22 protein-coding genes are annotated in these 23,503 nt (G+C 54.1%); 21 read left to right on the top strand and 1 reads right to left on the bottom strand.

The window, feature by feature from the left end:
* Positions 1 to 185 precede the first annotated feature (185 nt).
* Positions 186 to 1,682 (top strand): ATPase RavA, encoded by a 1,497-nt coding sequence (ravA, locus tag AC0TOY_RS07870; protein ID WP_248166062.1) that lies wholly within the window; start codon positions 186 to 188, stop codon positions 1,680 to 1,682.
* Complete coding sequence (gene viaA, locus AC0TOY_RS07865; protein ID WP_473721687.1) at positions 1,676 to 3,127, top strand: ATPase RavA stimulator ViaA; 1,452 nt, start codon at positions 1,676 to 1,678, stop codon at positions 3,125 to 3,127. The genes ravA and viaA overlap by 7 nt, the downstream gene beginning before the upstream one ends.
* Here viaA and asnA read toward each other — a convergent pair whose 3' ends face one another.
* Entirely contained in the window at positions 3,128 to 4,120 is a 993-nt protein-coding gene (gene asnA / locus AC0TOY_RS07860) for an aspartate--ammonia ligase (RefSeq protein WP_473721686.1), read from the bottom strand.
* Between the two features lie 151 nt (positions 4,121 to 4,271).
* Between asnA and asnC the strand changes: the two genes are divergently transcribed.
* The 19 genes from asnC to pstB all read left to right on the top strand — a co-directional run bounded on the left by asnC (position 4,272) and on the right by pstB (position 23,487).
* Positions 4,272 to 4,730, top strand: a complete 459-nt coding sequence (gene asnC, locus AC0TOY_RS07855) for a transcriptional regulator AsnC (protein ID WP_024907891.1) — start codon at positions 4,272 to 4,274, stop codon at positions 4,728 to 4,730.
* 90 nt (positions 4,731 to 4,820) lie between these two features.
* The gene (gene mioC / locus AC0TOY_RS07850) at positions 4,821 to 5,270 is read left to right on the top strand and encodes an FMN-binding protein MioC (RefSeq protein ID WP_061716267.1); all 450 of its coding nucleotides are present in this window, start codon (positions 4,821 to 4,823) and stop codon (positions 5,268 to 5,270) included.
* 374 nt (positions 5,271 to 5,644) lie between these two features.
* The gene (mnmG, locus tag AC0TOY_RS07845; protein ID WP_473721685.1) at positions 5,645 to 7,534 is read left to right on the top strand and encodes a tRNA uridine-5-carboxymethylaminomethyl(34) synthesis enzyme MnmG; all 1,890 of its coding nucleotides are present in this window, start codon (positions 5,645 to 5,647) and stop codon (positions 7,532 to 7,534) included.
* Between the two features lie 107 nt (positions 7,535 to 7,641).
* On the top strand, positions 7,642 to 8,265 hold the full coding sequence (gene rsmG / locus AC0TOY_RS07840) for a 16S rRNA (guanine(527)-N(7))-methyltransferase RsmG (RefSeq protein WP_024907888.1): 624 nt from the start codon (positions 7,642 to 7,644) through the stop codon (positions 8,263 to 8,265).
* A gap of 616 nt (positions 8,266 to 8,881) precedes the next feature.
* Positions 8,882 to 9,262, top strand: a complete 381-nt coding sequence (atpI, locus tag AC0TOY_RS07835) for a F0F1 ATP synthase subunit I (protein WP_023333920.1) — start codon at positions 8,882 to 8,884, stop codon at positions 9,260 to 9,262.
* Between the two features lie 8 nt (positions 9,263 to 9,270).
* Complete coding sequence (gene atpB / locus AC0TOY_RS07830; RefSeq protein ID WP_008500193.1) at positions 9,271 to 10,086, top strand: F0F1 ATP synthase subunit A; 816 nt, start codon at positions 9,271 to 9,273, stop codon at positions 10,084 to 10,086.
* Positions 10,087 to 10,135: 49 nt separating this feature from the next.
* A complete protein-coding gene (gene atpE / locus AC0TOY_RS07825; protein ID WP_000429386.1) occupies positions 10,136 to 10,375 on the top strand; it encodes a F0F1 ATP synthase subunit C in 240 nt (79 codons plus the stop codon).
* Between the two features lie 48 nt (positions 10,376 to 10,423).
* The gene (atpF, locus tag AC0TOY_RS07820) at positions 10,424 to 10,894 is read left to right on the top strand and encodes a F0F1 ATP synthase subunit B (protein ID WP_014072436.1); all 471 of its coding nucleotides are present in this window, start codon (positions 10,424 to 10,426) and stop codon (positions 10,892 to 10,894) included.
* Positions 10,895 to 10,908: 14 nt separating this feature from the next.
* Positions 10,909 to 11,442: a F0F1 ATP synthase subunit delta gene (gene atpH / locus AC0TOY_RS07815; RefSeq protein WP_024907887.1), complete on the top strand. Its 534-nt coding sequence runs from the start codon at positions 10,909 to 10,911 to the stop codon at positions 11,440 to 11,442.
* Between the two features lie 12 nt (positions 11,443 to 11,454).
* Positions 11,455 to 12,996, top strand: coding sequence for a F0F1 ATP synthase subunit alpha (gene atpA / locus AC0TOY_RS07810; protein WP_473721684.1), 1,542 nt, complete (start codon positions 11,455 to 11,457; stop codon positions 12,994 to 12,996).
* 51 nt (positions 12,997 to 13,047) lie between these two features.
* Positions 13,048 to 13,911: a F0F1 ATP synthase subunit gamma gene (atpG, locus tag AC0TOY_RS07805; RefSeq protein ID WP_024907886.1), complete on the top strand. Its 864-nt coding sequence runs from the start codon at positions 13,048 to 13,050 to the stop codon at positions 13,909 to 13,911.
* Between the two features lie 31 nt (positions 13,912 to 13,942).
* On the top strand, positions 13,943 to 15,325 hold the full coding sequence (gene atpD, locus AC0TOY_RS07800; RefSeq protein ID WP_003862362.1) for a F0F1 ATP synthase subunit beta: 1,383 nt from the start codon (positions 13,943 to 13,945) through the stop codon (positions 15,323 to 15,325).
* A gap of 20 nt (positions 15,326 to 15,345) precedes the next feature.
* Positions 15,346 to 15,765 carry a F0F1 ATP synthase subunit epsilon gene (locus tag AC0TOY_RS07795; protein ID WP_003862360.1) on the top strand — a complete coding sequence of 140 codons (420 nt, stop codon included), beginning with the start codon at positions 15,346 to 15,348 and terminating at the stop codon, positions 15,763 to 15,765.
* Positions 15,766 to 15,903: 138 nt separating this feature from the next.
* Positions 15,904 to 17,274 (top strand): bifunctional UDP-N-acetylglucosamine diphosphorylase/glucosamine-1-phosphate N-acetyltransferase GlmU, encoded by a 1,371-nt coding sequence (glmU, locus tag AC0TOY_RS07790; RefSeq protein ID WP_473721683.1) that lies wholly within the window; start codon positions 15,904 to 15,906, stop codon positions 17,272 to 17,274.
* Positions 17,275 to 17,498: 224 nt separating this feature from the next.
* Positions 17,499 to 19,328, top strand: a complete 1,830-nt coding sequence (glmS, locus tag AC0TOY_RS07785; protein ID WP_473721682.1) for a glutamine--fructose-6-phosphate transaminase (isomerizing) — start codon at positions 17,499 to 17,501, stop codon at positions 19,326 to 19,328.
* A 321-nt stretch (positions 19,329 to 19,649) separates the two neighbouring features.
* A complete protein-coding gene (gene pstS / locus AC0TOY_RS07780; RefSeq protein ID WP_032675678.1) occupies positions 19,650 to 20,690 on the top strand; it encodes a phosphate ABC transporter substrate-binding protein PstS in 1,041 nt (346 codons plus the stop codon).
* 126 nt (positions 20,691 to 20,816) lie between these two features.
* The gene (gene pstC / locus AC0TOY_RS07775) at positions 20,817 to 21,776 is read left to right on the top strand and encodes a phosphate ABC transporter permease PstC (protein WP_233396164.1); all 960 of its coding nucleotides are present in this window, start codon (positions 20,817 to 20,819) and stop codon (positions 21,774 to 21,776) included.
* Positions 21,776 to 22,666, top strand: coding sequence for a phosphate ABC transporter permease PstA (gene pstA / locus AC0TOY_RS07770; protein ID WP_024907882.1), 891 nt, complete (start codon positions 21,776 to 21,778; stop codon positions 22,664 to 22,666). The genes pstC and pstA overlap by 1 nt, the downstream gene beginning before the upstream one ends.
* 47 nt (positions 22,667 to 22,713) lie before the next feature.
* A complete protein-coding gene (gene pstB / locus AC0TOY_RS07765; protein WP_008500183.1) occupies positions 22,714 to 23,487 on the top strand; it encodes a phosphate ABC transporter ATP-binding protein PstB in 774 nt (257 codons plus the stop codon).
* The last annotated feature ends 16 nt before the right edge of the window (positions 23,488 to 23,503 follow it).

Here is a 23,503-nt window from a genome sequence, read left to right as displayed (position 1 = left end):
GGTCCCTTGGCCCACAAAAAGCGCACAGTATGCACGATTCATTGCAAAATCGTACCCCTAAATGCAACCGCATTAATGTAGCGCAAAGAAAATTGCGCCGCACTTCAGTCTATTACCAGCCCTGACTGAAACGTCTATACTCGCTTCAATTGGCCGCCACGACGGCGAAAGGATGCAAAACTATTATGGCTCACTCACATTTATTAGCAGAAAGAATTTCCCGCCTCAGCAGCGCGCTGGAGAAAGGCCTTTTCGAGCGTAGCCACGCCATTCGCCTCTGTTTACTGGCGGCGCTGAGCGGTGAAAGCGTGTTTTTGCTGGGACCGCCGGGCATTGCCAAAAGCCTGATTGCCCGCAGGCTAAAATTTGCTTTTCAGAATGCTCGCGCCTTCGAATATCTCATGACCCGGTTTTCCACCCCGGAAGAAGTGTTTGGCCCCCTCTCAATTCAGGCGCTGAAAGACGAAGGGCGCTATGAGCGTTTGACGGCGGGGTATCTGCCTGAGGCTGAGATTGTCTTTCTCGATGAGATCTGGAAAGCGGGACCGGCCATTCTTAACACCCTGCTCACGGCGATAAACGAACGTCGGTTCCGCAACGGCGCCAGTGAAGAGAAAATCCCGATGCGCCTGCTGGTGGCCGCCTCTAACGAACTGCCCGAGGCCGACAGCAGTCTGGAAGCGCTGTATGACCGTATGCTCATCCGCCTGTGGCTGGACAAAGTGCAGGACAAATCAAACTTCCGCTCCATGCTGGTGAGTCAGCAGGATGAGAGTGAAAACCCGGTATCCGCTTCGCTGCAGGTGACGGATGAGGAGTATTACCAGTGGCAGCAGGATATCAGCAAAGTCAAACTGCCTGACGCCGTATTCGAGCTGATCTATCTGCTGCGTCAGCAGCTTGATCTCCTCCCTTCTGCACCCTATGTCTCCGATCGTCGCTGGAAAAAAGCGATCCGCCTCCTGCAGGCCAGCGCCCTGTTTAGCGGCCGCGATGCCGTTGCCCCCATCGATCTGATCCTGCTGAAAGATTGCCTCTGGCACGACGCGGAAGGCATGAATCTGATGCAGCAGCAGCTTGACGTTTTGATGACCGGACACGCCTGGGGGCAGCAGGCGATGCTCAACCAGCTGGGGGCGATTGCCCAGCGGCGCATCCAGCTCCAGCAGCAGCAAAGTGATAAAACCGCGCTGAAAGTGAATCGCCTTGGAGGCATGTTCGCCCGCAAGCCGCACTATGAGCTTCCTGCCGATCTGACTGGTACAACGCTCACGCTGCTGCTCCAGCAGCCGCTCAAACTGCATGATATGCAGGTGGTACACATTACGATTGAGCGCGAGGCGCTGGCGCAGTGGCTGGATAAGGGGGGAGAGATCCGCGGCAAGCTCAACGGCATCGGCTTCGCGCAACCGCTGAATATGGAAGTGGACAGCAGCCAGCATCTGGTGATCCGCGACGTCAGCCTGCAGGGCTCGCGTCTGGCGCTGCCGGGCACCGCCTCGGACAGCGTACCGGAAGAGATTAAGCAGCAGCTGGAAGCGCTGGATACGGAATGGCACCAGCAGCATACCCGCTTTAGCGAGCAGCAAAAATGCCTCTTTATTCATAGCGACTGGTTAGGTCGCATCGAAGCCAGCCTGCAGGATGTCAGCGCGCAGATCAAACAGGCGCGTCAATGCTAACCCTGGACACGCTTAACGTTATGCTGGCCGTCAGCGAGGAGGGGTTGATCGAAGAGGTGGTCATAACACTTCTGGCGTCACCGCAGCTGGCAGCCTTCTTTGAAAAATTTCCGAAGCTCAAAAAGGCGATGACGGACGATCTTCCGCGCTGGCGCGAAAATTTGCGTCAGCGGTTCAGGGAGACCGAAGTTCCGCCTGAGTTAACGGAAGAGGTGGCCTGCTATCAGCAGTGCCAGCGGCTTACCACGCCGCAGTTTATCGTCCATCTTCCGCAAACCTTGACGTTGCTCGACAAGGTCCACTCCCCGTTTGCCAGCCAGGCGCGGGCGCTGGTCACGGATAACGCCACTTTTACCCCGGCGCTGCACACCCTCTTCTTACAGCGCTGGCGCCTCAGCCTGGTGGTGCAGGCCACGACGCTAAACCAGCAGCTGCTGGATGAAGAGCGCGAACAGCTGCTTAGTGAAGTTCAGGAACGAATGACCCTGAGCGGCCAGTTAGAACAGGTGCTGGTGGAGAATGAAAACGCCGCTGGGCGTCTCTGGGATATGAGCGCAGGCCAGCTCAGGCGCGGGGACTATCAGCTGATCGTCAAGTACGGCGATTTTCTGACGCAGCAGCCCGAGCTGATGAAGCTTGCAGAACAGCTGGGACGCTCAAGAGAGGCAAAGTCGGTTCCAAAGAAAGACGCCCCGATGGAAACCTTCCGCACCCTGGTGCGTGAACCGGCCACCGTACCGGAGCAGGTCGACGGGCTCCAGCAGAGCGATGATATTTTGCGTCTGCTGCCCACGGAGCTGAGCACGCTGGGGATGACCGAGCTGGAGTATGAGTTTTACCGTCGGCTGGTGGAAAAACAGCTTCTCACCTACCGGCTGCACGGCGAAGCCTGGCGAGAGAAAATCAGCCAGCGGCCGGTCGTTCATCAGGATTTTGATGAACAGCCGCGCGGGCCCTTCATCGTTTGCGTGGATACGTCCGGATCGATGGGCGGGTTTAACGAGCAGTGTGCAAAAGCCTTTTGTCTGGCGCTGATGCGCGTGGCGCTCGCCGATCGCCGTCGTTGCTTCATCATGCTGTTCTCCAGTGAAGTCGTAGGGTATGAGCTGACGAACCAGCAGGGGATCGAGCAGGCAATCCGCTTCCTGAGCCAGCGTTTTCGCGGCGGCACGGATTTGGCCAGCTGCTTTCGCAGCATTGTGGAGCGTATGCAGGGCGGCGACTGGTACGACGCCGACGCGGTGGTGATTTCCGATTTTATTGCCCAGCGGCTGCCGGATGACGTGGTGAATAAGGTGAAGGAGTTACAGCGGGTGCATCAGCACCGTTTTCATGCGGTGGCAATGTCCGCCCATGGAAAACCCGGCATCATGCGCATCTTCGATCATATCTGGCGCTTTGATACCGGGCTGCGTAGCCGCCTGCTCAGACGCTGGCAGCGTTAATTACAGAAGAGAGCCGACGCTTTCACGTACCTGCTGCGGCCAGACGCCACACTGAACCTGACCGATATGGGGTAATTGCAGCAGCAGCATGGTCAGACGGGACTGGCCGATACCGCCGCCAATCGTCTGCGGCATTTCACCGCGCAGCAGCGCCTGGTGCCACTCGAGCTTGAGACGATCTTCATCTCCGGTGACCGCCAGTTGGCGCTTCAGCGCGTCAGCATCCACGCGGATCCCCATAGAAGAAAGCTCGAATGCGTCTTCCAGTACCGGGTTCCAGACCAGAATATCGCCGTTCAGCCCGGTAAACTCGCCCTCACCCGCAGTGCTCCAGTCATCATAATCCGGCGCGCGAACGTCGTGGCGTTTGCCATCAGACAGTTTGCCGCCGATCCCAATCAGAAATACCGCGCCCAGCTCTTTAGCAATCGCACGTTCACGGCCTTTGGCATCCAGATCCGGGAAGCGGGCCAGCAATTCCTGGCTGTGCACAAAGTGGATCGTATCCGGCAGGAACGTTACCAGACCAAACTCTTTGCTTACGGCTGCTTCGGTCGCTTTGATCCCGGCGTAGATCGCCTCAACGGTGGATTTCAGCGTGCCGACGTGGCGCTCACCGTCACCCATTACGCGCTCCCAGTCCCACTGGTCAACATAGACAGAGTGAATTGGGGTGAGGCGGTCTTCATCGGGGCGAAGGGCTTTCATGTGCGTGTAGAGCCCTTCGCCCGCGCTGAAGTCGTGTTGTCCCAGGGTTTGACGCTTCCACTTCGCCAGTGAATGAACCACTTCGAACTGGGCGTCTGGCAGTGTTTTCACTTTCACCTGTACCGCTTTTTCGCATCCAGACAAGTTATCCTGGGTCCCGTCACCCACGCGGCTTAGAATCGGCGCCTGGACTTCAATTAGCCCAAGTTTATCTTCCAGCTGGCGGGAAAAATGGGATTTAACGAAACTGATCTGGCGTTGTTTTGCGATGTAAGCGGTTTTCATTATTTATACTCCTGCGTCCTGTTGATATTGATTAAGCAACAGAAATGGCATCACATTCAATAACTCATCAACAAAAAGCCACCTTCACTTTTGATTCGATAAAATTAAACGCTAGAATAGAGTGATTCATTAATCTTCATAAGAAAAAGCTATGGAAAATTATCAGATCGACAATCTCGACCGCGGCATTCTGGAGGCGTTAATGGCCAATGCCCGTACCGCCTACGCCGAACTGGCGAAACAGTTTGGCGTCAGCCCGGGAACCATTCACGTTCGCGTAGAGAAGATGAAGCAGGCGGGGATCATTACCGGCGCACGCATTGACGTCAGTCCTAAACATCTGGGTTATGACGTCTGCTGCTTCATCGGCATCATTCTTAAAAGCGCCAAAGACTATCCTTCCGCCCTGGCGAGGCTAAACGCGCTGGATGAAGTCACCGAGGCGTATTACACCACCGGGCACTACAGCATCTTTATTAAAGTCATGTGCCGATCCATCGACGCCCTTCAGCAGGTACTTATCAACAAGATCCAAACAATCGATGAAATTCAGTCCACCGAGACCCTGATCTCCCTGCAAAACCCGATCATGCGTACCATCCGCCCGTGATCGGGCAAATTCATTCCCACATTTTCCACAGGTAGATCCCAGCTCGTTCACAGCGTACAATGGCCGTCTCTTTATCCAGGCGAGCGATCAATGGCGGACATTACCCTTATCAGCGGCAGCACCCTTGGTGGTGCGGAATACGTAGCGGAACATCTGGCTGAAAAGCTGGAAGATGCGGGCTTTTCCACAGAAACCCTGCACGGCCCGTTGCTGGAAGATCTCCCGACTGACGGGGTCTGGCTGCTGATCACCTCCACGCACGGCGCGGGCGATCTGCCGGATAACCTGCAACCTTTATATGACGAACTGCTGGAACAGCAGCCCGACCTGTCAGACGTCCGTTTTGGTGCAGTGGGGATCGGCAGTCGCGAATATGACACCTTTTGCGGGGCAATAGAGAAAGTCGAAGCCGCTGTCACCTCCTGCGGAGCAAAACAGCTGGGTGAAACGCTCAAGATCAACATCCTCGATCATGACATTCCGGAGGATCCAGCCGAGATCTGGCTCGCGGAATGGAAAAATTTACTCAAAAACGATTAAAGATCGCGCGAACAGATGTGGATAACTCTGGTTAAAAGCTCGTATTAACCCGTAGTTATCCAAAGAACAACCGTAGCGTCGTTTTTGGCCTGTGCATAAAGTCGCGATCTGATCCCAGCTTATACGGTCCAGGATCACCGATCATTCACAGCAAACGATCCTTTCTAACTGCATGATCTTCTTTATGAGATCGGACTTATCCACACAGGTTCGCGATCCTAATAAGAGATCACAATAGAACAGATCTCTAAATAAAAAGATCTTCTTTTTAATAGCCCAGGATCCCAATGCTTTCTCGAAAGACTAAAGTTGAGTAGAATCCACGGCCCGGGCTTCAATCCATTTTCATACCGCTTTACGCGAGGCAGACCACCATGTTTTATCAGGATCCTTTTGACGTCATCATCATTGGCGGGGGTCACGCAGGCACTGAGGCCGCAATGGCCGCAGCGCGAATGGGTCAGCAGACCCTGCTTTTGACACACAATATCGACACGCTGGGACAAATGTCCTGTAATCCGGCGATTGGCGGCATTGGGAAAGGACACCTGGTAAAAGAAGTGGATGCACTTGGCGGCCTGATGGCGAAAGCGATCGATCGGGCTGGCATCCAGTTTAGGATACTAAACGCGAGTAAAGGCCCCGCTGTCCGTGCGACCCGTGCTCAGGCAGACCGCGTACTTTACCGTCAGGCGGTGCGTACCGCCCTGGAGAACCAGCCGAACCTGATGATCTTCCAGCAGGCGGTTGAAGATCTTATCGTTGAGAACGATCGCGTCGTGGGTGCCGTGACCCAGATGGGCCTCAAATTCCGCGCGAAAGCCGTGGTGCTGACCGTGGGTACATTCCTGGACGGTAAAATTCATATCGGTCTGGATAACTACAGCGGTGGCCGTGCTGGCGATCCGCCGTCTATTCCACTGTCTCGTCGTCTGCGCGAACTGCCGCTGCGCGTTAGCCGCCTGAAAACAGGCACGCCGCCGCGTATTGATGCGCGCACCATTGATTTCAGCCTGCTGGCGCAACAGCACGGTGATAACCCAATGCCGGTCTTCTCGTTCATGGGCAATGCGGCACAGCATCCGCAGCAGGTACCGTGCTACATCACGCATACCAACGAGAAAACCCATGACGTGATCCGCAATAACCTCGATCGTAGCCCCATGTATGCTGGCGTGATCGAAGGGATCGGTCCACGCTACTGTCCGTCGATCGAAGACAAAGTGATGCGCTTTGCCGATCGTAACCAGCACCAGATCTTCCTGGAGCCGGAAGGGCTGACCTCGAACGAAATTTACCCGAACGGCATCTCCACCAGCCTGCCGTTTGATGTGCAGATGCAAATTGTTCGCTCAATGCAGGGGATGGAGAATGCGAAAATCGTTCGCCCTGGCTACGCTATTGAGTACGATTTCTTCGATCCGCGTGACCTGAAGCCAACCCTGGAAAGCAAATTCATCCACGGTCTGTTCTTCGCGGGTCAGATTAACGGCACCACCGGCTATGAAGAAGCGGCTGCACAGGGTCTGCTTGCCGGTCTGAACGCCGCGCGCTTCTCTGCTGAGAAAGAGGGCTGGGCACCAGGCCGTTCTCAGGCGTATCTGGGCGTGCTGGTTGACGATCTCTGCACGCTGGGTACCAAAGAACCGTACCGTATGTTTACCTCTCGCGCGGAATATCGCCTGATGCTGCGTGAAGATAACGCCGACCTGCGTCTGACCGAAATGGGCCGTGAACTCGGTCTGGTCGATGACGAACGCTGGGCGCGCTTCAACGAGAAGCTGGAACGCATTGAACAGGAACGTCAGCGCCTGAAAACCACCTGGGTGAATCCGCAGGCGGAAACTGCTGCCGAAGTAAACGCTCACTTAACAGCGCCGCTGTCGCGCGAGGCCAGCGGGGAAGATCTGCTGCGCCGTCCTGAAGTCACCTACGAGAACCTGGTCAAACTGACCGCGTTCGCGCCGGGCCTGGAAGACGCTGAAGCGGCAGAGCAGGTTGAGATCCAGGTGAAGTACGAAGGTTACATCGCGCGTCAGCAGGATGAGATCGAAAAACAGCAACGCAACGAAAACACGCTGCTGCCGGAAATGCTGGACTACCGCCAGGTGACGGGTCTTTCTAACGAAGTGATCGCCAAGCTGAACGATCACAAACCGGTGTCGATCGGTCAGGCGTCCCGCATCTCGGGGGTTACCCCTGCGGCGATTTCGATCCTGCTGGTCTGGCTGAAAAAGCAAGGTATGCTGCGCCGCAGCGCGTAATTGACATTGCTTTTGGCGGGTGGCGCTTCGCTTACCCGCCCTACTTATTCGTAGGCCCGGTAAGCGGCAGCGCCACCGGGCGAAAAATCTCTAAACAGGTATTCACCGTGCTCAACAAACTCTCTCGTCTGCTGGATCAGGCAGGTATTTCGCTCACCGATCACCAGAAAAATCAGCTGGTGGCCTATGTCGATATGCTGAACAAATGGAACAAAGCGTACAACCTGACGTCTGTTCGCGACCCCAACGAGATGCTCGTCCGCCATATACTCGATAGCATCGTGGTTGCCCCATGGTTGAAAGGTGAGCGCTTTATCGACGTGGGTACGGGTCCAGGTTTACCGGGCGTTCCGCTGTCGATTGTTCGCCCTGAGAGCCATTTCACGCTGCTGGACAGCCTCGGCAAGCGCGTGCGCTTTTTACGTCAGGTACAGCATGAGCTGAAGCTTGAGAACATTACGCCCGTGCAGAGCAGGGTAGAGGAGTTCCCGGCAGAGCCGCCGTTTGATGGGGTTATCAGCCGCGCGTTTGCTTCGCTCAATGACATGGTGAGCTGGTGCAAGCACTTGCCTGCGGAGAACGGCCGCTTTTATGCGCTGAAAGGGCAGTTGCCAGGCGATGAGATTGAACAGCTTCCAGACGGTTTTGCTGTCGAGTCTATTGAGAAATTACAGATTCCTCAGCTCGAAGGTGAACGTCATCTGGTGATAATTAAGCCAAACAATTTTTAAAAAATTAATAAAAAATGTGGAATTCGTGCTGTTCTTATCATGTTAAAAAACAGCACAACTACCGGGGTTTTATCGGGGAGCTTTTAACCTCTGCTTCACTAAGGTTTTTCTTCCGGTTAACGTAGCGCCTATTATTCACCGAGAAGATAGTCATCTGTGAAAATATAAGTCTGCTAAAAGTGGAAGGCAGTAACCAGAACGCAATGTTAATTATTTATTAAGAATGTCAATAAAAGGTTTTTATTGTGTACTGGGCTGTTTTGAAAATAGTTGCGACATTTTGTGTTTAATTTCATAAAGATAAATTTTCGCGATTTGCGCCTTTGATAAATACAACCTTATCGCAAATGTGTGTTTTGTGATCTCGTGCACGCTTTATCGACAACGTTTTCGCGCTGTTTGCAGTTTTGGTCGAAGGTTGACGCTTTCAGCGAAAGTTAAAAAATAGCGGTGGGGAAAAATATTTAAACATTTATTCACCTTTTCGCTACTTAATGTTTGAAATCACGGGTGCGCACCGTATAATTTGACCGCTTTTTGATGCTTGACTCTGAGCCTTAAAGGACGTTTTATACGACACGCGGCATACCTCGAAGGGAGCAGGAGTAAAAACGTGATGTCTGTGTCGCTCTTGAGTAGAAACGTTGCTCGTAAGCTTCTGTTCGTTCAGTTTCTGGCTGTGATAGCAAGTGGACTGCTGTTTAGCCTCAAAGACCCCTTCTGGGGCATCTCCGCCGTGTGCGGGGGTTTGGCGGTTGTGCTGCCAAACGTGTTGTTTATGATTTTTGCCTGGCGTCATCAGGCGCATACACCCGCCAAAGGCCGCGTGGCCTGGTCCTTCGCCCTCGGCGAAGTGTGTAAGGTGTTGCTGACCTTTGCTCTACTGGTGATGGCGCTGGCGGTTTTGAAAGTGGTCTTCATGCCGCTGATAGCAACGTGGGTTTTGGTGCTGGTGGTACAAGTTCTGGCTCCAGCTGTAATCAATAACAAAGGGTAAAAGGCATCATGGCTTCAGAAAATATGACGCCGCAGGATTACATAGGTCACCATCTGAATAACCTTCAGCTGGACCTGCGTACATTCTCGCTGGTGGATCCACATAACCCCCCGGCCACCTTCTGGACGATCAACATCGACTCCATGTTTTTCTCGGTGGTTTTGGGTCTTCTGTTCCTGGCCATGTTCCGCGGTGTTGCTAAACGAGCGACCAGCGGTGTACCAGGGAAATTCCAGACCTTCATCGAAATGATCATCGGCTTCGTCCATGGCAGCGTCAAAGACATGTACCATGGTAAGAGCAAGCTGATTGCTCCGCTGGCGCTGACCGTGTTCGTTTGGGTCTTCCTGATGAACCTGATGGACCTGCTGCCAATCGATCTGCTGCCGTTTATCGGCGAGCACATCTTCGGCCTGCCTGCACTGCGTGTTGTACCGTCTGCGGACGTGAACATCACCCTGTCGATGGCGCTGGGCGTGTTTATCCTGATTCTTTTCTACAGCATCAAAATGAAAGGCGTAAGCGGCTTTGTGAAAGAGCTTACCTTGCAGCCGTTCAACCACTGGGCGTTTATTCCGGTCAACCTGATCCTGGAAGGCGTTAGCCTGCTGTCCAAACCTGTTTCACTGGGTCTGCGACTGTTCGGCAACATGTATGCGGGTGAGCTGATTTTCATTCTGATCGCGGGTCTTCTGCCGTGGTGGTCACAGTGGGTTCTGAATGTGCCGTGGGCCATTTTCCACATCCTGATCATTACGCTGCAAGCCTTTATCTTCATGGTTCTGACGATCGTCTATCTGTCGATGGCGTCTGAAGAGCACTGATTTTTTACCAACACTACTACGTTTTAATTGAAACAAACTGGAGACTGTCATGGAAAACCTGAATATGGATCTGCTGTACATGGCTGCCGCTGTGATGATGGGTCTGGCGGCTATCGGTGCTGCGATCGGTATCGGCATCCTCGGGGGCAAATTCCTGGAAGGCGCAGCGCGTCAACCTGATCTGATTCCTCTGCTGCGTACTCAGTTCTTTATCGTTATGGGTCTGGTGGATGCTATCCCAATGATCGCTGTAGGTCTGGGTCTGTACGTGATGTTTGCTGTCGCGTAGTAGTAGTTTTAAAACCCTAAGCCACAGAAATTAAAGAGGTATTGTGCTGTGAACATGAACGCAACAATCCTCGGCCAGGCCATCGCGTTTATTCTCTTTGTCTGGTTCTGCATGAAGTATGTATGGCCGCCTTTAATGGCTGCCATCGAAAAACGTCAGAAAGAAATTGCTGACGGTCTGGCTTCTGCAGAACGCGCTAAGAAAGATTTGGACCTTGCACAGGCCAACGCGACAGACCAGCTGAAAAAAGCGAAAGCGGAAGCTCAGGTAATCATCGAACAGGCTAACAAACGCCGTTCGCAGATCCTGGACGAAGCCAAAGCTGAAGCAGAACAGGAACGTACTAAGATCGTGACACAGGCTCAGGCAGAAATTGATGCTGAGCGTAAACGTGCTCGTGAAGAACTGCGTAAGCAGGTTGCGATTCTGGCTGTTGCTGGCGCCGAGAAGATCATCGAACGTTCCGTGGATGAAGCTGCTAACAGCGACATCGTGGACAAACTTGTCGCTGAACTGTAAGGAGGGAGGGGCTGATGTCTGAATTTGTTACGGTAGCTCGCCCCTACGCCAAAGCAGCTTTTGACTTTGCTGTCGAACACCACAATGTCGATCGCTGGCAGGATATGCTGGCGTTTGCCGCTGAGGTGACGAAAAACGAACAAATGGCTGAGTTGCTTTCCGGTGCGTTAGCACCTGAAACTCTCGCCGCGTCGTTTATCGCCGTGTGCGGAGAGCAACTGGATGCCAACGGCCAGAACCTGATTAAGGTGATGGCAGAAAATGGTCGTCTCCGTGTGCTCCCGGATGTTCTCGAGCAGTTTGAGCACTTACGTGCCCTTAGTGAAGCAACCGCTGAAGTTGAAGTAACTTCTGCGACTGAACTGAGTAACGAACAGCTTGCGAAAATCACCGCCGCGATGGAAAAACGTCTGTCACGCAAAGTTAAGCTGAATTGCAAAATCGATAAGTCTGTAATGGCAGGCGTAATCATCCGCTCGGGTGATATGGTCATTGATGGCAGCGTACGCGGCCGTCTTGAACGCCTTGCAGACGTCTTGCAGTCTTAAGGGGACTGGAGCATGCAACTGAATTCCACCGAAATCAGCGAACTGATCAAGCAGCGCATTGCTCAGTTCAGTGTTGTGAGTGAAGCTCACAACGAAGGTACTATTGTTTCTGTAAGTGACGGTGTTATCCGCATCCACGGCTTGGCCGATTGTATGCAGGGTGAAATGATTTCCCTGCCGGGTAACCGTTACGCTATCGCACTGAACCTGGAGCGCGACTCCGTTGGTGCAGTTGTGATGGGTCCATACGCTGACCTCGCCGAAGGCATGAAGGTTAAGTGTACTGGCCGTATTCTGGAAGTACCGGTTGGCCGTGGCCTGCTGGGTCGCGTTGTTAACACCCTGGGTGCGCCAATCGACGGTAGAGGTCCGGTTGAGCACGATGGCTTCTCCCCAATCGAAGTTATCGCACCAGGCGTTATCGACCGTCAGTCCGTAGATCAGCCTGTTCAGACAGGTTATAAGTCCGTTGATGCCATGATTCCAATCGGTCGTGGTCAGCGTGAACTGATCATCGGTGACCGTCAGACCGGTAAAACCGCGATGGCTATCGACGCCATTATCAACCAGCGTGACTCCGGCATCAAATGCGTGTACGTGGCCATCGGCCAGAAAGCGTCCACCATTTCTAACGTGGTTCGTAAACTGGAAGAACACGGCGCACTGTCTAACACCATCGTTGTGGTAGCAACTGCGTCTGAATCTGCTGCACTGCAATACCTGGCGCCATACGCCGGTTGCGCAATGGGCGAATACTTCCGTGACCGCGGTGAAGATGCACTGATCGTATACGATGACCTGTCTAAACAGGCTGTTGCTTATCGTCAGGTTTCCCTGCTGCTCCGTCGTCCACCTGGACGTGAAGCGTTCCCTGGCGACGTATTCTACCTCCACTCTCGTCTGCTGGAGCGTGCTTCCCGCGTTAACGCGGAATACGTCGAGAACTTCACCAAAGGTGAAGTGAAGGGTAAAACGGGCTCTCTGACCGCTCTGCCGATCATTGAAACCCAGGCGGGTGACGTTTCTGCGTTCGTTCCGACCAACGTAATCTCCATTACCGATGGTCAGATCTTCCTGGAAACCAACCTGTTTAACTCCGGTATTCGTCCGGCAGTTAACCCGGGTATCTCCGTATCCCGTGTTGGTGGTGCTGCTCAGACCAAGATCATCAAGAAACTGTCCGGTGGTATCCGTACCGCGCTGGCACAGTATCGTGAACTGGCTGCGTTCTCTCAGTTCGCATCCGATCTGGACGAAGCAACCCGTAAACAGCTGAGCCACGGTCAGAAAGTGACCGAGCTGCTGAAGCAGAAACAGTATGCACCAATGTCTGTTGCTCAGCAGGGCCTGGTACTGTTCGCGGCTGAACGCGGTTACCTCGAAGATGTGGAACTGGCGAAAATCGGTAGCTTCGAAGCCGCTCTGCTGGCTTACGTCGACCGTGATCACGCTCCGCTGATGCAAGAGATCAACCAGACCGGTGGCTATAACGACGAAATCGAAGGCAAGCTGAAAGCTATCCTCGATTCCTTCAAAGCAACCCAATCCTGGTAATCGTCCGGCGGCTTGTCTCAGGACAAGCCGCCTGGCATTGAGGAGAAGCTCATGGCCGGCGCAAAAGAGATACGTAGTAAGATCGCAAGCGTCCAGAACACGCAAAAGATCACTAAAGCGATGGAGATGGTCGCCGCTTCCAAAATGCGTAAATCGCAGGATCGCATGGCGGCCAGCCGTCCTTATGCAGAAACCATGCGCAAAGTGATTGGTCACCTTGCAAACGGTAATCTGGAATATAAGCACCCTTACCTGGAAGAACGCGACGTTAAGCGCGTGGGCTACCTGGTGGTGTCGACCGACCGTGGTCTGTGTGGCGGCTTGAACATTAACCTGTTCAAAAAACTGCTGGCGGATATGAAAGCATGGTCTGAAAAAGGCGTTCAGTGCGATATCGCAATGATCGGCTCTAAAGGCGTCTCTTTCTTTAACTCCGTTGGTGGCAACATTGTCGCTCAGGTGACCGGTATGGGTGATAACCCGTCCCTGTCCGAACTGATCGGCCCGGTTAAAGTGATGTTGCAGGCTTATGATGAAGGCCGTCTGGACAGACTGTACGTTGTCAGCAACAAATTCATTAACACCATGTCTCAGGTTCCAACGCTCACGCAGATGCTGCCGTTACCGGCATCAGAAGATGGCGAGCTGAAGCAAAAAACCTGGGATTACCTGTATGAACCCGATCCGAAACCGCTGCTGGATACCCTGCTGCGTCGTTACGTTGAATCTCAGGTTTATCAGGGCGTTGTAGAAAACCTGGCCAGCGAGCAGGCCGCACGAATGGTGGCGATGAAAGCCGCGACCGATAATGGCGGCAGCCTGATTAAAGAGCTGCAGTTGGTTTACAACAAAGCTCGTCAGGCCAGCATTACTCAGGAACTCACCGAGATCGTCTCGGGGGCCGCCGCGGTTTAACCAGGTTTACGAATTACGTAGAGGATTCAAGATGGCTACTGGAAAGATTGTCCAGGTAATCGGCGCCGTGGTGGACGTCGAGTTCCCTCAGGACGCCGTACCACGCGTGTACGACGCGCTTGAGGTACAGAATGGTAACGAGAGCCTGGTGCTGGAAGTTCAGCAGCAGCTCGGCGGCGGTATCGTGCGTACCATCGCGATGGGTTCTTCCGACGGTCTGCGTCGTGGTCTGGAAGTAAAAGACCTTGAGCACCCGATCGAAGTCCCGGTAGGTAAAGCAACACTGGGTCGTATCATGAACGTATTGGGTCAGCCAATCGACATGAAAGGCGACATCGGTGAAGAAGAGCGTTGGGCTATCCACCGCGCGGCACCTTCCTACGAAGAGCTGTCCAGCTCTCAGGAACTGCTGGAAACCGGTATCAAAGTTATCGACCTGATGTGTCCGTTTGCGAAGGGCGGTAAAGTTGGTCTGTTCGGTGGTGCGGGTGTAGGTAAAACCGTAAACATGATGGAGCTGATCCGTAACATCGCGATCGAGCACTCCGGTTACTCTGTGTTTGCGGGCGTAGGTGAACGTACTCGTGAGGGTAACGACTTCTACCACGAAATGACCGACTCCAACGTTCTGGACAAAGTATCCCTGGTTTACGGCCAGATGAACGAGCCACCTGGAAACCGTCTGCGCGTTGCGCTGACCGGCCTGACGATGGCTGAGAAGTTCCGTGACGAAGGCCGTGACGTTCTGCTGTTCGTTGATAACATCTATCGTTACACCCTGGCCGGTACTGAAGTATCTGCACTGCTGGGTCGTATGCCTTCAGCGGTAGGTTATCAGCCTACGCTGGCGGAAGAGATGGGTGTTCTTCAGGAACGTATCACCTCTACCAAAACCGGTTCTATCACCTCCGTTCAGGCGGTATACGTACCTGCGGATGACTTGACTGACCCATCACCAGCCACCACCTTTGCGCACTTAGATGCAACCGTGGTACTGAGCCGTCAGATCGCGTCTCTGGGTATCTACCCGGCCGTTGACCCGCTGGACTCCACCAGCCGTCAGCTGGATCCACTGGTTGTTGGTCAGGAACACTACGACACCGCGCGTGGCGTACAGTCCCTGCTGCAGCGTTACCAGGAACTGAAAGACATCATCGCCATCCTGGGTATGGATGAACTGTCTGAAGAAGACAAACTGGTGGTAGCACGTGCGCGTAAGATCCAGCGCTTCCTGTCCCAGCCGTTCTTCGTTGCGGAAGTATTCACCGGTTCTCCGGGTAAATACGTTTCCCTGAAAGACACCATCCGTGGCTTTAAAGGCATCATGGAAGGCGAATACGATCACCTGCCAGAGCAGGCGTTCTACATGGTTGGTTCCATCGAAGAAGCTGTGGAAAAAGCCAAAAAACTTTAACGCCTTAATCGGAGGGTGATATGGCAATGACTTACCACCTGGACGTCGTCAGCGCAGAGCAACAAATGTTCTCTGGTCTGGTCGAGAAAATCCAGGTAACGGGTAGTGAAGGTGAACTGGGTATTTTCCCGGGTCACGCACCGCTGCTCACCGCCATTAAGCCTGGTATGATCCGCATCGTTAAACAGTTCGGTCACGAAGAGTTTATCTATCTGTCCGGCGGCATTCTTGAAGTGCAGCCTGGCAGTGTGACCGTTCTGGCCGATACCGCTATTCGTGGCCAGGATCTCGACGAAGCGCGAGCCCTGGAGTCGAAGCGTAAGGCTGAAGAGCACATTAACAGCTCTCATGGTGACGTGGATTACGCTCAGGCGTCTGCGGAGCTGGCCAAAGCGATCGCGAAACTGCGCGTTATCGAGTTGACCAAAAAAGCGATGTAACACCGGCTTGAAAAGCACAAAAGCCAGTCTGGATACCAGGCTGGCTTTTTTTTTCGGCCTTAATTCATGCTGAAAAAGATGTAGAATTTTAAGCATCAAACGTTTTTACTTCTCACTCAAACTACCGTCAGGATGCGTATGTCAAACAGTGCGATGAGCGTGGTGATCCTTGCCGCAGGCAAAGGGACCCGCATGTATTCCGACCTGCCTAAAGTGCTTCACACGCTTGCAGGAAAGCCAATGGTGCAGCATGTCATTGATGCAGCGAATGAACTGGGTGCTAATCAGGTTCACCTGGTCTACGGCCACGGCGGCGATCTGCTTAAAAAGACGCTGAGCGACGACAAGCTCAACTGGGTGCTTCAGGCTGAACAGTTGGGTACAGGCCATGCCATGCAGCAGGCAGCGCCCTTCTTTGCGGATGACGAAGACATTTTGATGCTCTACGGCGATGTCCCGCTGATCTCTGTTGAAACACTGACTCGCCTGCGTGAAGCCAAACCGCAGGGCGGCCTCGGTTTATTAACCGTCGTGCTGGACGATCCAACCGGTTATGGTCGTATCACCCGTGAAAACGGCAACGTTACGGGTATTGTTGAGCATAAAGATGCCAGTGAGGCGCAGCGTCAGATTCAGGAGATCAACACCGGTATCCTGATTGCCAATGGCGCGGATATGAAGCGCTGGCTGTCGAAGCTCAACAACAACAATGCGCAGGGTGAATACTACATCACCGACATTATTGCGATGGCGTACCACGAAGGGCGCGAGATTGCGGCTGTCCATCCGGCACGCATCAGCGAAACCGAAGGGGTGAATAACCGTCTTCAACTTTCTCGCCTTGAGCGTGTTTATCAGTCCGAACAGGCTGAAAAACTGCTGCTGGCAGGCGTGATGCTGCGCGATCCGGCGCGTTTCGATCTGCGTGGCACGTTATCTCACGGGCGTGACGTTGAAATTGATACTAACGTTATCCTCGAGGGTAACGTGACGCTGGGCAACCGCGTCAAAATTGGCGCAGGCTGCGTGATCAAAAACAGCATCATCGGTGACGACTGCGAAATCAGCCCGTACAGCGTGGTGGAAGATGCCCGTCTGGACGTGGCCTGTACTATCGGCCCGTTTGCGCGCCTGCGCCCGGGTGCTGAGCTGCTGGAAGGCGCTCACGTGGGTAACTTCGTGGAGATGAAAAAAGCGCGTCTGGGTAAAGGCTCTAAAGCCGGTCATCTGACCTATCTGGGCGACGCGGAAATTGGCAATAACGTGAATATTGGTGCAGGGACGATTACCTGTAACTATGACGGCGCCAATAAGTTTAAAACGATCATTGGTGATGACGTGTTCGTTGGCTCCGATACGCAGTTGGTGGCACCGGTTACCGTGGGTAACGGGGTGACTATTGCCGCTGGAACAACCGTAACGCGCGATGTGGCCGAGAACGAGCTGGTATTAAGCCGCGTTCCGCAGGTCAGCAAGCAGGGCTGGAAACGCCCGGTGAAGAAAAAGTAACAACAAGGCGGGTGGCGCTACGCTTACCCGCCCTACGATTGAGTAGGCCTGATAAGGCGTAGCCGTCATCAGGCAAACCCGGGAGAGGAGATAAATATATATCTCCCCCCACAAGCAGTACCCATAAAAATAACCCCACTCTCTACAAGGCTCGGGGCGCCCGGAAAGGGCAAATACAGGTCAGCGACAACGCAGGCATAATGCCTAAATTCGGAATATAAATTATGTGTGGAATTGTTGGCGCAGTTGCGCAGCGTGATATTGCTGAAATCCTTCTCGAAGGTTTACGTCGTCTGGAATACCGTGGTTACGACTCTGCCGGTCTGGCTGTCGTCGATGCAGAAGGTCACATGACCCGTCTGCGTCGTCTCGGTAAAGTGCAGATGCTGGCCCAGGCCGCGGAAGAACATCCGCTGCACGGGGGAACCGGTATTGCGCATACCCGCTGGGCGACGCACGGCGAACCGTCTGAAGGCAACGCGCACCCGCATGTGTCTGAACACATCGTGGTTGTGCACAACGGCATTATCGAAAACCACGAACCACTGCGCGAAGCACTGAAAGCGCGCGGCTACACCTTCGTCTCTGAAACCGACACCGAAGTGATTGCTCACCTGGTGCACTGGGAGCTGGAGCAGGGCGGTACACTGCGTGATGCGGTGCTGCGTGCTATCCCTCAGCTGCGCGGTGCGTACGGTACGGTGATCATGGATTCCCGCGATCCGTCCACGCTGCTGGCCGCGCGTTCCGGTAGCCCAATGGTTATCGGTCTGGGCATGGGTGAAAACTTTATCGCCTCTGACCAGCTGGCGCTCCTGCCGGTCACCCGCCGCTTTATCTTCCTGGAAGAGGGGGATATCGCCGAAGTGACTCGCCGCAGCGTGACCGTGTTCGATACCAAAGGCGAGCAGGTGAAGCGCCAGGAGATCGAATCTAACCTGCAGTACGACGCGGGCGACAAAGGCGCTTACCGTCACTACATGCAGAAAGAGATTTACGAGCAGCCAAACGCCATCAAAAACACCCTGACCGGGCGCATCAGCCACGGTGAAGTGGATCTGAGCGAGCTGGGTGCAAACGCGAACGAACTGCTCGGCAAGGTTGAGCACATTCAGATCGTGGCCTGCGGCACCTCCTACAACTCCGGTATGGTCTCTCGCTACTGGTTTGAATCCCTGGCGGGCGTGCCGTGTGATGTGGAAATTGCCTCTGAATTCCGCTATCGCAAATCTGCGGTGCGTCGTAACAGCCTGATGATCACCCTTTCCCAGTCTGGTGAAACGGCGGATACCCTGGCTGCGCTGCGACTGTCTAAAGAGCTGGGTTACCTGGGCTCTCTGGCCATCTGTAACGTCCCGGGCTCTTCCCTGGTGCGTGAATCCGATCTGGCGCTAATGACCAAAGCGGGTACCGAAATCGGCGTGGCCTCCACTAAAGCGTTTACCACTCAGCTGACCGTTCTGCTGATGCTGGTGGCGAAGCTGGCGCGTCTGAAAGGCGAAGATGCTTCCGTTGAGCATGACATCGTTCATGGTCTGCAGGCGCTGCCGAGCCGTATTGAGCAGATGCTGTCTCAGGACAAACGCATTGAAGCCCTGGCGGAAGATTTCTCTGACAAGCATCACGCCCTGTTCCTGGGTCGTGGCGATCAGTATCCGATTGCGCTGGAAGGCGCGCTGAAGCTGAAAGAGATCTCCTATATTCACGCTGAAGCCTATGCGGCAGGCGAACTGAAACACGGCCCGCTGGCGCTGATTGACGCCGATATGCCGGTCATCGTTGTGGCACCCAACAACGAACTGCTGGAAAAACTGAAATCTAACATCGAAGAAGTGCGCGCCCGCGGCGGTGTCCTGTACGTCTTCGCCGACAAAGATGCCGGTTTCGCCAGCAGCGACAACATGCACATCATCGAGATGCCGCATGTGGAAGAGGTGATTGCACCGATCTTCTACACCGTTCCGCTGCAGCTGCTGGCTTACCACGTGGCGCTGATCAAAGGCACCGACGTCGACCAGCCGCGTAACCTGGCGAAATCGGTCACTGTAGAATAAACCCTTCAGGCTCCACCTTCGGGTGGAGCTTTTTTATCCTGCCTGGTTTGTTTTTCATCAATCCTTTCTCATTTTTAATAATGACAATTTGTCATCTTCAGCTACTTTTTTCAGTGTCACATAAAGAAAATATTTCTGAAAACAACCTGTCATAAAAGTGGCTAACTCGATGAAAATTAAGCTTTGTTTTGTTTAATTTTAAGTTAAATTTTCATTGTCATAAAACTGTCATAATTCGTACATTTATCTGTCACCTGTTTGTCCTATTTTGCTCATCGTAGCCACTAAACAACGATTTACGAAAATCTTGCAGGAGACATTATGAAAGTTATGCGTACCACTGTCGCAACTGTTGTCGCCGCGACCTTATCTCTGAGCGCGTTCTCTGTATTTGCAGAAGCAAGCCTGACTGGCGCTGGTGCAACCTTCCCTGCGCCGGTGTATGCCAAATGGGCGGATACCTACCAGAAAGAAACCGGTAACAAGGTTAACTATCAGGGTATCGGCTCCTCCGGTGGCGTGAAACAAATTACCGCGAACACGGTTGATTTCGGCGCGTCTGACGCTCCGCTGTCAGATGACAAACTGGCTCAGGAAGGCCTGTTCCAGTTCCCTACCGTGATCGGTGGCGTGGTTCTGGCCATCAACCTGCCGGGCGTGAAGTCGGGCGAGCTGGTGCTGGACGGCAAAACGCTGGGTGACATCTACCTGGGCAACATCAAAAAATGGGATGACGAAGCGATCGCTAAGCTCAACCCAGGCCTGAAGCTGCCTTCTCAGAACATCGCCGTGGTTCGCCGCGCGGATGGTTCCGGTACCTCTTTCGTGTTCACCAGCTACCTGGCGAAAGTGAACGAAGAGTGGAAATCTAAAGTCGGCTCCGGTTCTACCGTTAACTGGCCTACCGGTCTGGGCGGTAAAGGTAACGACGGTATCGCCGCGTTCGTACAGCGTCTGCCTGGCTCCATCGGCTACGTAGAGTATGCGTACGCGAAGCAGAACAACCTGTCTTACACCAAACTGGTTTCTGCCGACGGCAAGCCGGTTAGCCCGACCGAAGAGAACTTTGCTAACGCTGCCAAAGGCGCTGACTGGAGCAAATCCTTCGCGCAGGATCTGACTAACCAGAAGGGCGAAGGTGCATGGCCAATCACCTCTACCACCTTCATCCTGGTGCACAAAGAGCAGAAGAAACCTGAGCAGGGCGCTGAAGTGCTGAAGTTCTTCGACTGGGCATACAAAAACGGCGGCAAACAGGCTAACGCTCTGGATTACGCCACCCTGCCAGACAACGTGGTTGAGCAGATTCGCGCTGCATGGAAAACCAACGTAAAAGACAGCAGCGGTAAAGCATTGTATTAATTTAGCATTCTGACGAAAATGGCGGGTGGCGCTTGCGCTTACCCGCCCTACGGTTCCGACTGTAGGCCGGGTAAGCGCAAGCGCCACCCGGCGATTTCGTAAACGCGTTTAACAGAAGAGTAATTTATGGCTGCAACCAAGCCTGTATTTAACCCTCCGGGTAAAAAAGGTGACATGATTTTCAGCGCGCTGGTCAAACTGGCTGCGCTGATTGTGCTATTGCTGCTGGGCGGCATTATCGTGTCTCTGATTTTCTCCTCCTGGCCGAGCATCCAGAAATTCGGTTTCTCCTTCCTGTGGACCAAAGAGTGGGACGCGCCGAACGACATCTACGGTGCCCTGGTGCCAATTTACGGCACGCTGGTGACCTCGTTCATCGCCCTGCTGATTGCGGTTCCGGTAAGCTTTGGTATTGCCCTGTTCCTGACGGAGCTGGCGCCGGGCTGGCTGCGTCGTCCGCTGGGGATCGCCATCGAACTGCTGGCAGCTATTCCGAGTATCGTCTACGGCATGTGGGGCCTGTTCATCTTTGCGCCGCTGTTTGCCACGTACTTCCAGGAACCGGTGGGTAATGTCCTCTCTGCCATTCCGTTTGTGGGGGCCCTGTTCTCTGGCCCGGCTTTCGGTATCGGCATTCTGGCGGCTGGCGTGATCCTCGCCATCATGATTATTCCGTACATTGCGGCGGTTATGCGCGATGTCTTCGAACAAACGCCGGTGATGATGAAAGAGTCGGCCTACGGTATCGGCTGCACCACCTGGGAAGTGATCTGGCGCATCGTCCTTCCGTTCACCAAAAATGGGGTGATCGGGGGCGTGATGCTGGGCTTAGGTCGTGCGCTGGGTGAAACCATGGCGGTCACCTTTATCATCGGTAACACCTACCAGCTCGACAGCGCGTCGCTCTATATGCCGGGTAACAGTATTACCTCTGCGCTGGCGAATGAATTTGCGGAAGCGGAATCGGGTCTGCACGTCGCGGCGCTGATGGAGCTGGGTCTGATTCTGTTCGTTATTACCTTCATTGTTCTGGCGATTTCCAAGCTGATGATTATGCGTCTCGCTAAAAATGAGGGAGCACGCTAATGGCCACTCTCGAAATGCAAGCAACTGCTGAACTGGCGGAATCCCGCCGCAAAATGCAGGCCAGACGCCGCATGAAAAACCGCATTGCCCTGACGCTCTCTATGGCGACGATGGCATTCGGCCTGTTCTGGCTGGTCTGGATCCTCTTCTCGACGGTCGTTCGCGGGATTGACGGAATGTCACTGTCGCTGTTCACCGAAATGACGCCGCCGCCGAACACGGCGGGTGGTGGCCTGGCGAATGCCCTGGCGGGCAGCGGATTGCTGATCCTCTGGGCGACGGTCTTCGGCACGCCGCTGGGCATCATGGCGGGCATCTACCTGGCAGAATACGGCCGTAAATCCTGGCTAGCGGAAGTGATTCGCTTCATTAACGACATTTTGCTGTCAGCCCCGTCTATCGTCGTGGGTCTGTTCGTTTACACCGTGGTGGTGGCGCAGATGGAACACTTCTCCGGCTGGGCGGGCGTCATTGCGCTGGCGCTGCTGCAGGTGCCGATTGTGATTCGAACCACCGAGAACATGCTGAAACTGGTGCCGGACAGCCTGCGTGAAGCGGCTTACGCGCTGGGTACGCCGAAATGGAAGATGATCTCTGCGATTACGCTGAAGGCGTCGGTCTCCGGGATCATGACCGGTATCCTGCTGGCGGTGGCGCGTATCGCGGGTGAAACGGCACCGCTGCTGTTTACGTCCCTCTCCAACCAGTTCTGGAGCACGGACATGATGCAGCCGATCGCCAACCTGCCGGTGACGATCTTTAAATTTGCGATGAGCCCCTTCGCGGAATGGCAGCAGCTGGCCTGGGCCGGGGTGCTGATCATTACCCTTTGCGTACTGTTGCTGAACATTCTGGCGCGCGTCATTTTCGCGAAGAAGAAACACGGTTAATTTTTTACGGCGCGGCAGATCGCGGCGCCGAATGAGGAAATGAGTCAATGAGTATGGTTGATACTGCCCCGGGTAAGATTCAGGTTCGTGATTTGAACTTCTACTACGGCAAATTCCATGCCCTGAAGAACATCAACCTGGATATCGCAAAGAACCAGGTCACGGCATTTATCGGTCCGTCCGGCTGTGGGAAATCCACGCTGCTGCGTACCTTTAACAAAATGTATTCGCTCTATCCGGAGCAGCGCGCTGAAGGGGAAATCATCCTCGATGGTGAAAACATTCTGACCCAGGCTCAGGATATTGCCCTGCTGCGTGCGAAAGTGGGGATGGTGTTCCAGAAACCCACGCCGTTCCCGATGTCTATTTATGACAACATTGCGTTTGGTGTGCGTCTGTTTGAAAAGCTCTCCCGTGCCGATATGGACGAGCGCGTGCAGTGGGCTTTGACCAAGGCCGCATTATGGAACGAAACCAAAGATAAGTTGCACCAGAGCGGTTACTCTCTCTCCGGTGGTCAGCAGCAGCGTCTGTGCATTGCGCGCGGTATTGCGATTCGCCCTGAAGTGTTGCTGCTGGATGAGCCGTGTTCAGCGCTGGACCCGATCTCAACCGGCCGCATTGAAGAGCTGATCACCGAACTGAAGCAGGATTACACCGTGGTTATCGTGACCCATAACATGCAGCAGGCTGCACGTTGCTCCGATCACACGGCGTTTATGTACCTGGGTGAATTGATTGAGTTCAGCAACACGGACGATCTGTTCACTAAGCCCGCGAAGAAACAAACCGAAGATTATATTACTGGCCGCTACGGTTGATTTGCCTTAGTGCATG

The sequence above is a fragment of the Enterobacter sp. PL_is379 genome, assembly GCF_055817355.1.
The sequence above is the reverse complement of the archived record's forward strand: the minus strand, read 5'-3'. Positions and strand labels throughout refer to the sequence as shown.

Coding starts and splice junctions, on each gene's coding strand:
- atpA (WP_473721684.1), top strand. CDS start 11,455: ATGCAACTGAATTCCACCGAAATCAGCGAACTGATCAAGCAGCGCATT.
- atpI (WP_023333920.1), top strand. CDS start 8,882: ATGTCTGTGTCGCTCTTGAGTAGAAACGTTGCTCGTAAGCTTCTGTTC.
- atpB (WP_008500193.1), top strand. CDS start 9,271: ATGGCTTCAGAAAATATGACGCCGCAGGATTACATAGGTCACCATCTG.
- pstA (WP_024907882.1), top strand. CDS start 21,776: ATGGCCACTCTCGAAATGCAAGCAACTGCTGAACTGGCGGAATCCCGC.
- viaA (WP_473721687.1), top strand. CDS start 1,676: ATGCTAACCCTGGACACGCTTAACGTTATGCTGGCCGTCAGCGAGGAG.
- atpG (WP_024907886.1), top strand. CDS start 13,048: ATGGCCGGCGCAAAAGAGATACGTAGTAAGATCGCAAGCGTCCAGAAC.
- mnmG (WP_473721685.1), top strand. CDS start 5,645: ATGTTTTATCAGGATCCTTTTGACGTCATCATCATTGGCGGGGGTCAC.
- atpD (WP_003862362.1), top strand. CDS start 13,943: ATGGCTACTGGAAAGATTGTCCAGGTAATCGGCGCCGTGGTGGACGTC.
- AC0TOY_RS07795 (WP_003862360.1), top strand. CDS start 15,346: ATGGCAATGACTTACCACCTGGACGTCGTCAGCGCAGAGCAACAAATG.
- pstB (WP_008500183.1), top strand. CDS start 22,714: ATGAGTATGGTTGATACTGCCCCGGGTAAGATTCAGGTTCGTGATTTG.
- atpE (WP_000429386.1), top strand. CDS start 10,136: ATGGAAAACCTGAATATGGATCTGCTGTACATGGCTGCCGCTGTGATG.
- pstS (WP_032675678.1), top strand. CDS start 19,650: ATGAAAGTTATGCGTACCACTGTCGCAACTGTTGTCGCCGCGACCTTA.
- ravA (WP_248166062.1), top strand. CDS start 186: ATGGCTCACTCACATTTATTAGCAGAAAGAATTTCCCGCCTCAGCAGC.
- glmU (WP_473721683.1), top strand. CDS start 15,904: ATGTCAAACAGTGCGATGAGCGTGGTGATCCTTGCCGCAGGCAAAGGG.
- mioC (WP_061716267.1), top strand. CDS start 4,821: ATGGCGGACATTACCCTTATCAGCGGCAGCACCCTTGGTGGTGCGGAA.
- atpH (WP_024907887.1), top strand. CDS start 10,909: ATGTCTGAATTTGTTACGGTAGCTCGCCCCTACGCCAAAGCAGCTTTT.
- asnA (WP_473721686.1), bottom strand. CDS start 4,120: ATGAAAACCGCTTACATCGCAAAACAACGCCAGATCAGTTTCGTTAAA.
- pstC (WP_233396164.1), top strand. CDS start 20,817: ATGGCTGCAACCAAGCCTGTATTTAACCCTCCGGGTAAAAAAGGTGAC.
- glmS (WP_473721682.1), top strand. CDS start 17,499: ATGTGTGGAATTGTTGGCGCAGTTGCGCAGCGTGATATTGCTGAAATC.
- asnC (WP_024907891.1), top strand. CDS start 4,272: ATGGAAAATTATCAGATCGACAATCTCGACCGCGGCATTCTGGAGGCG.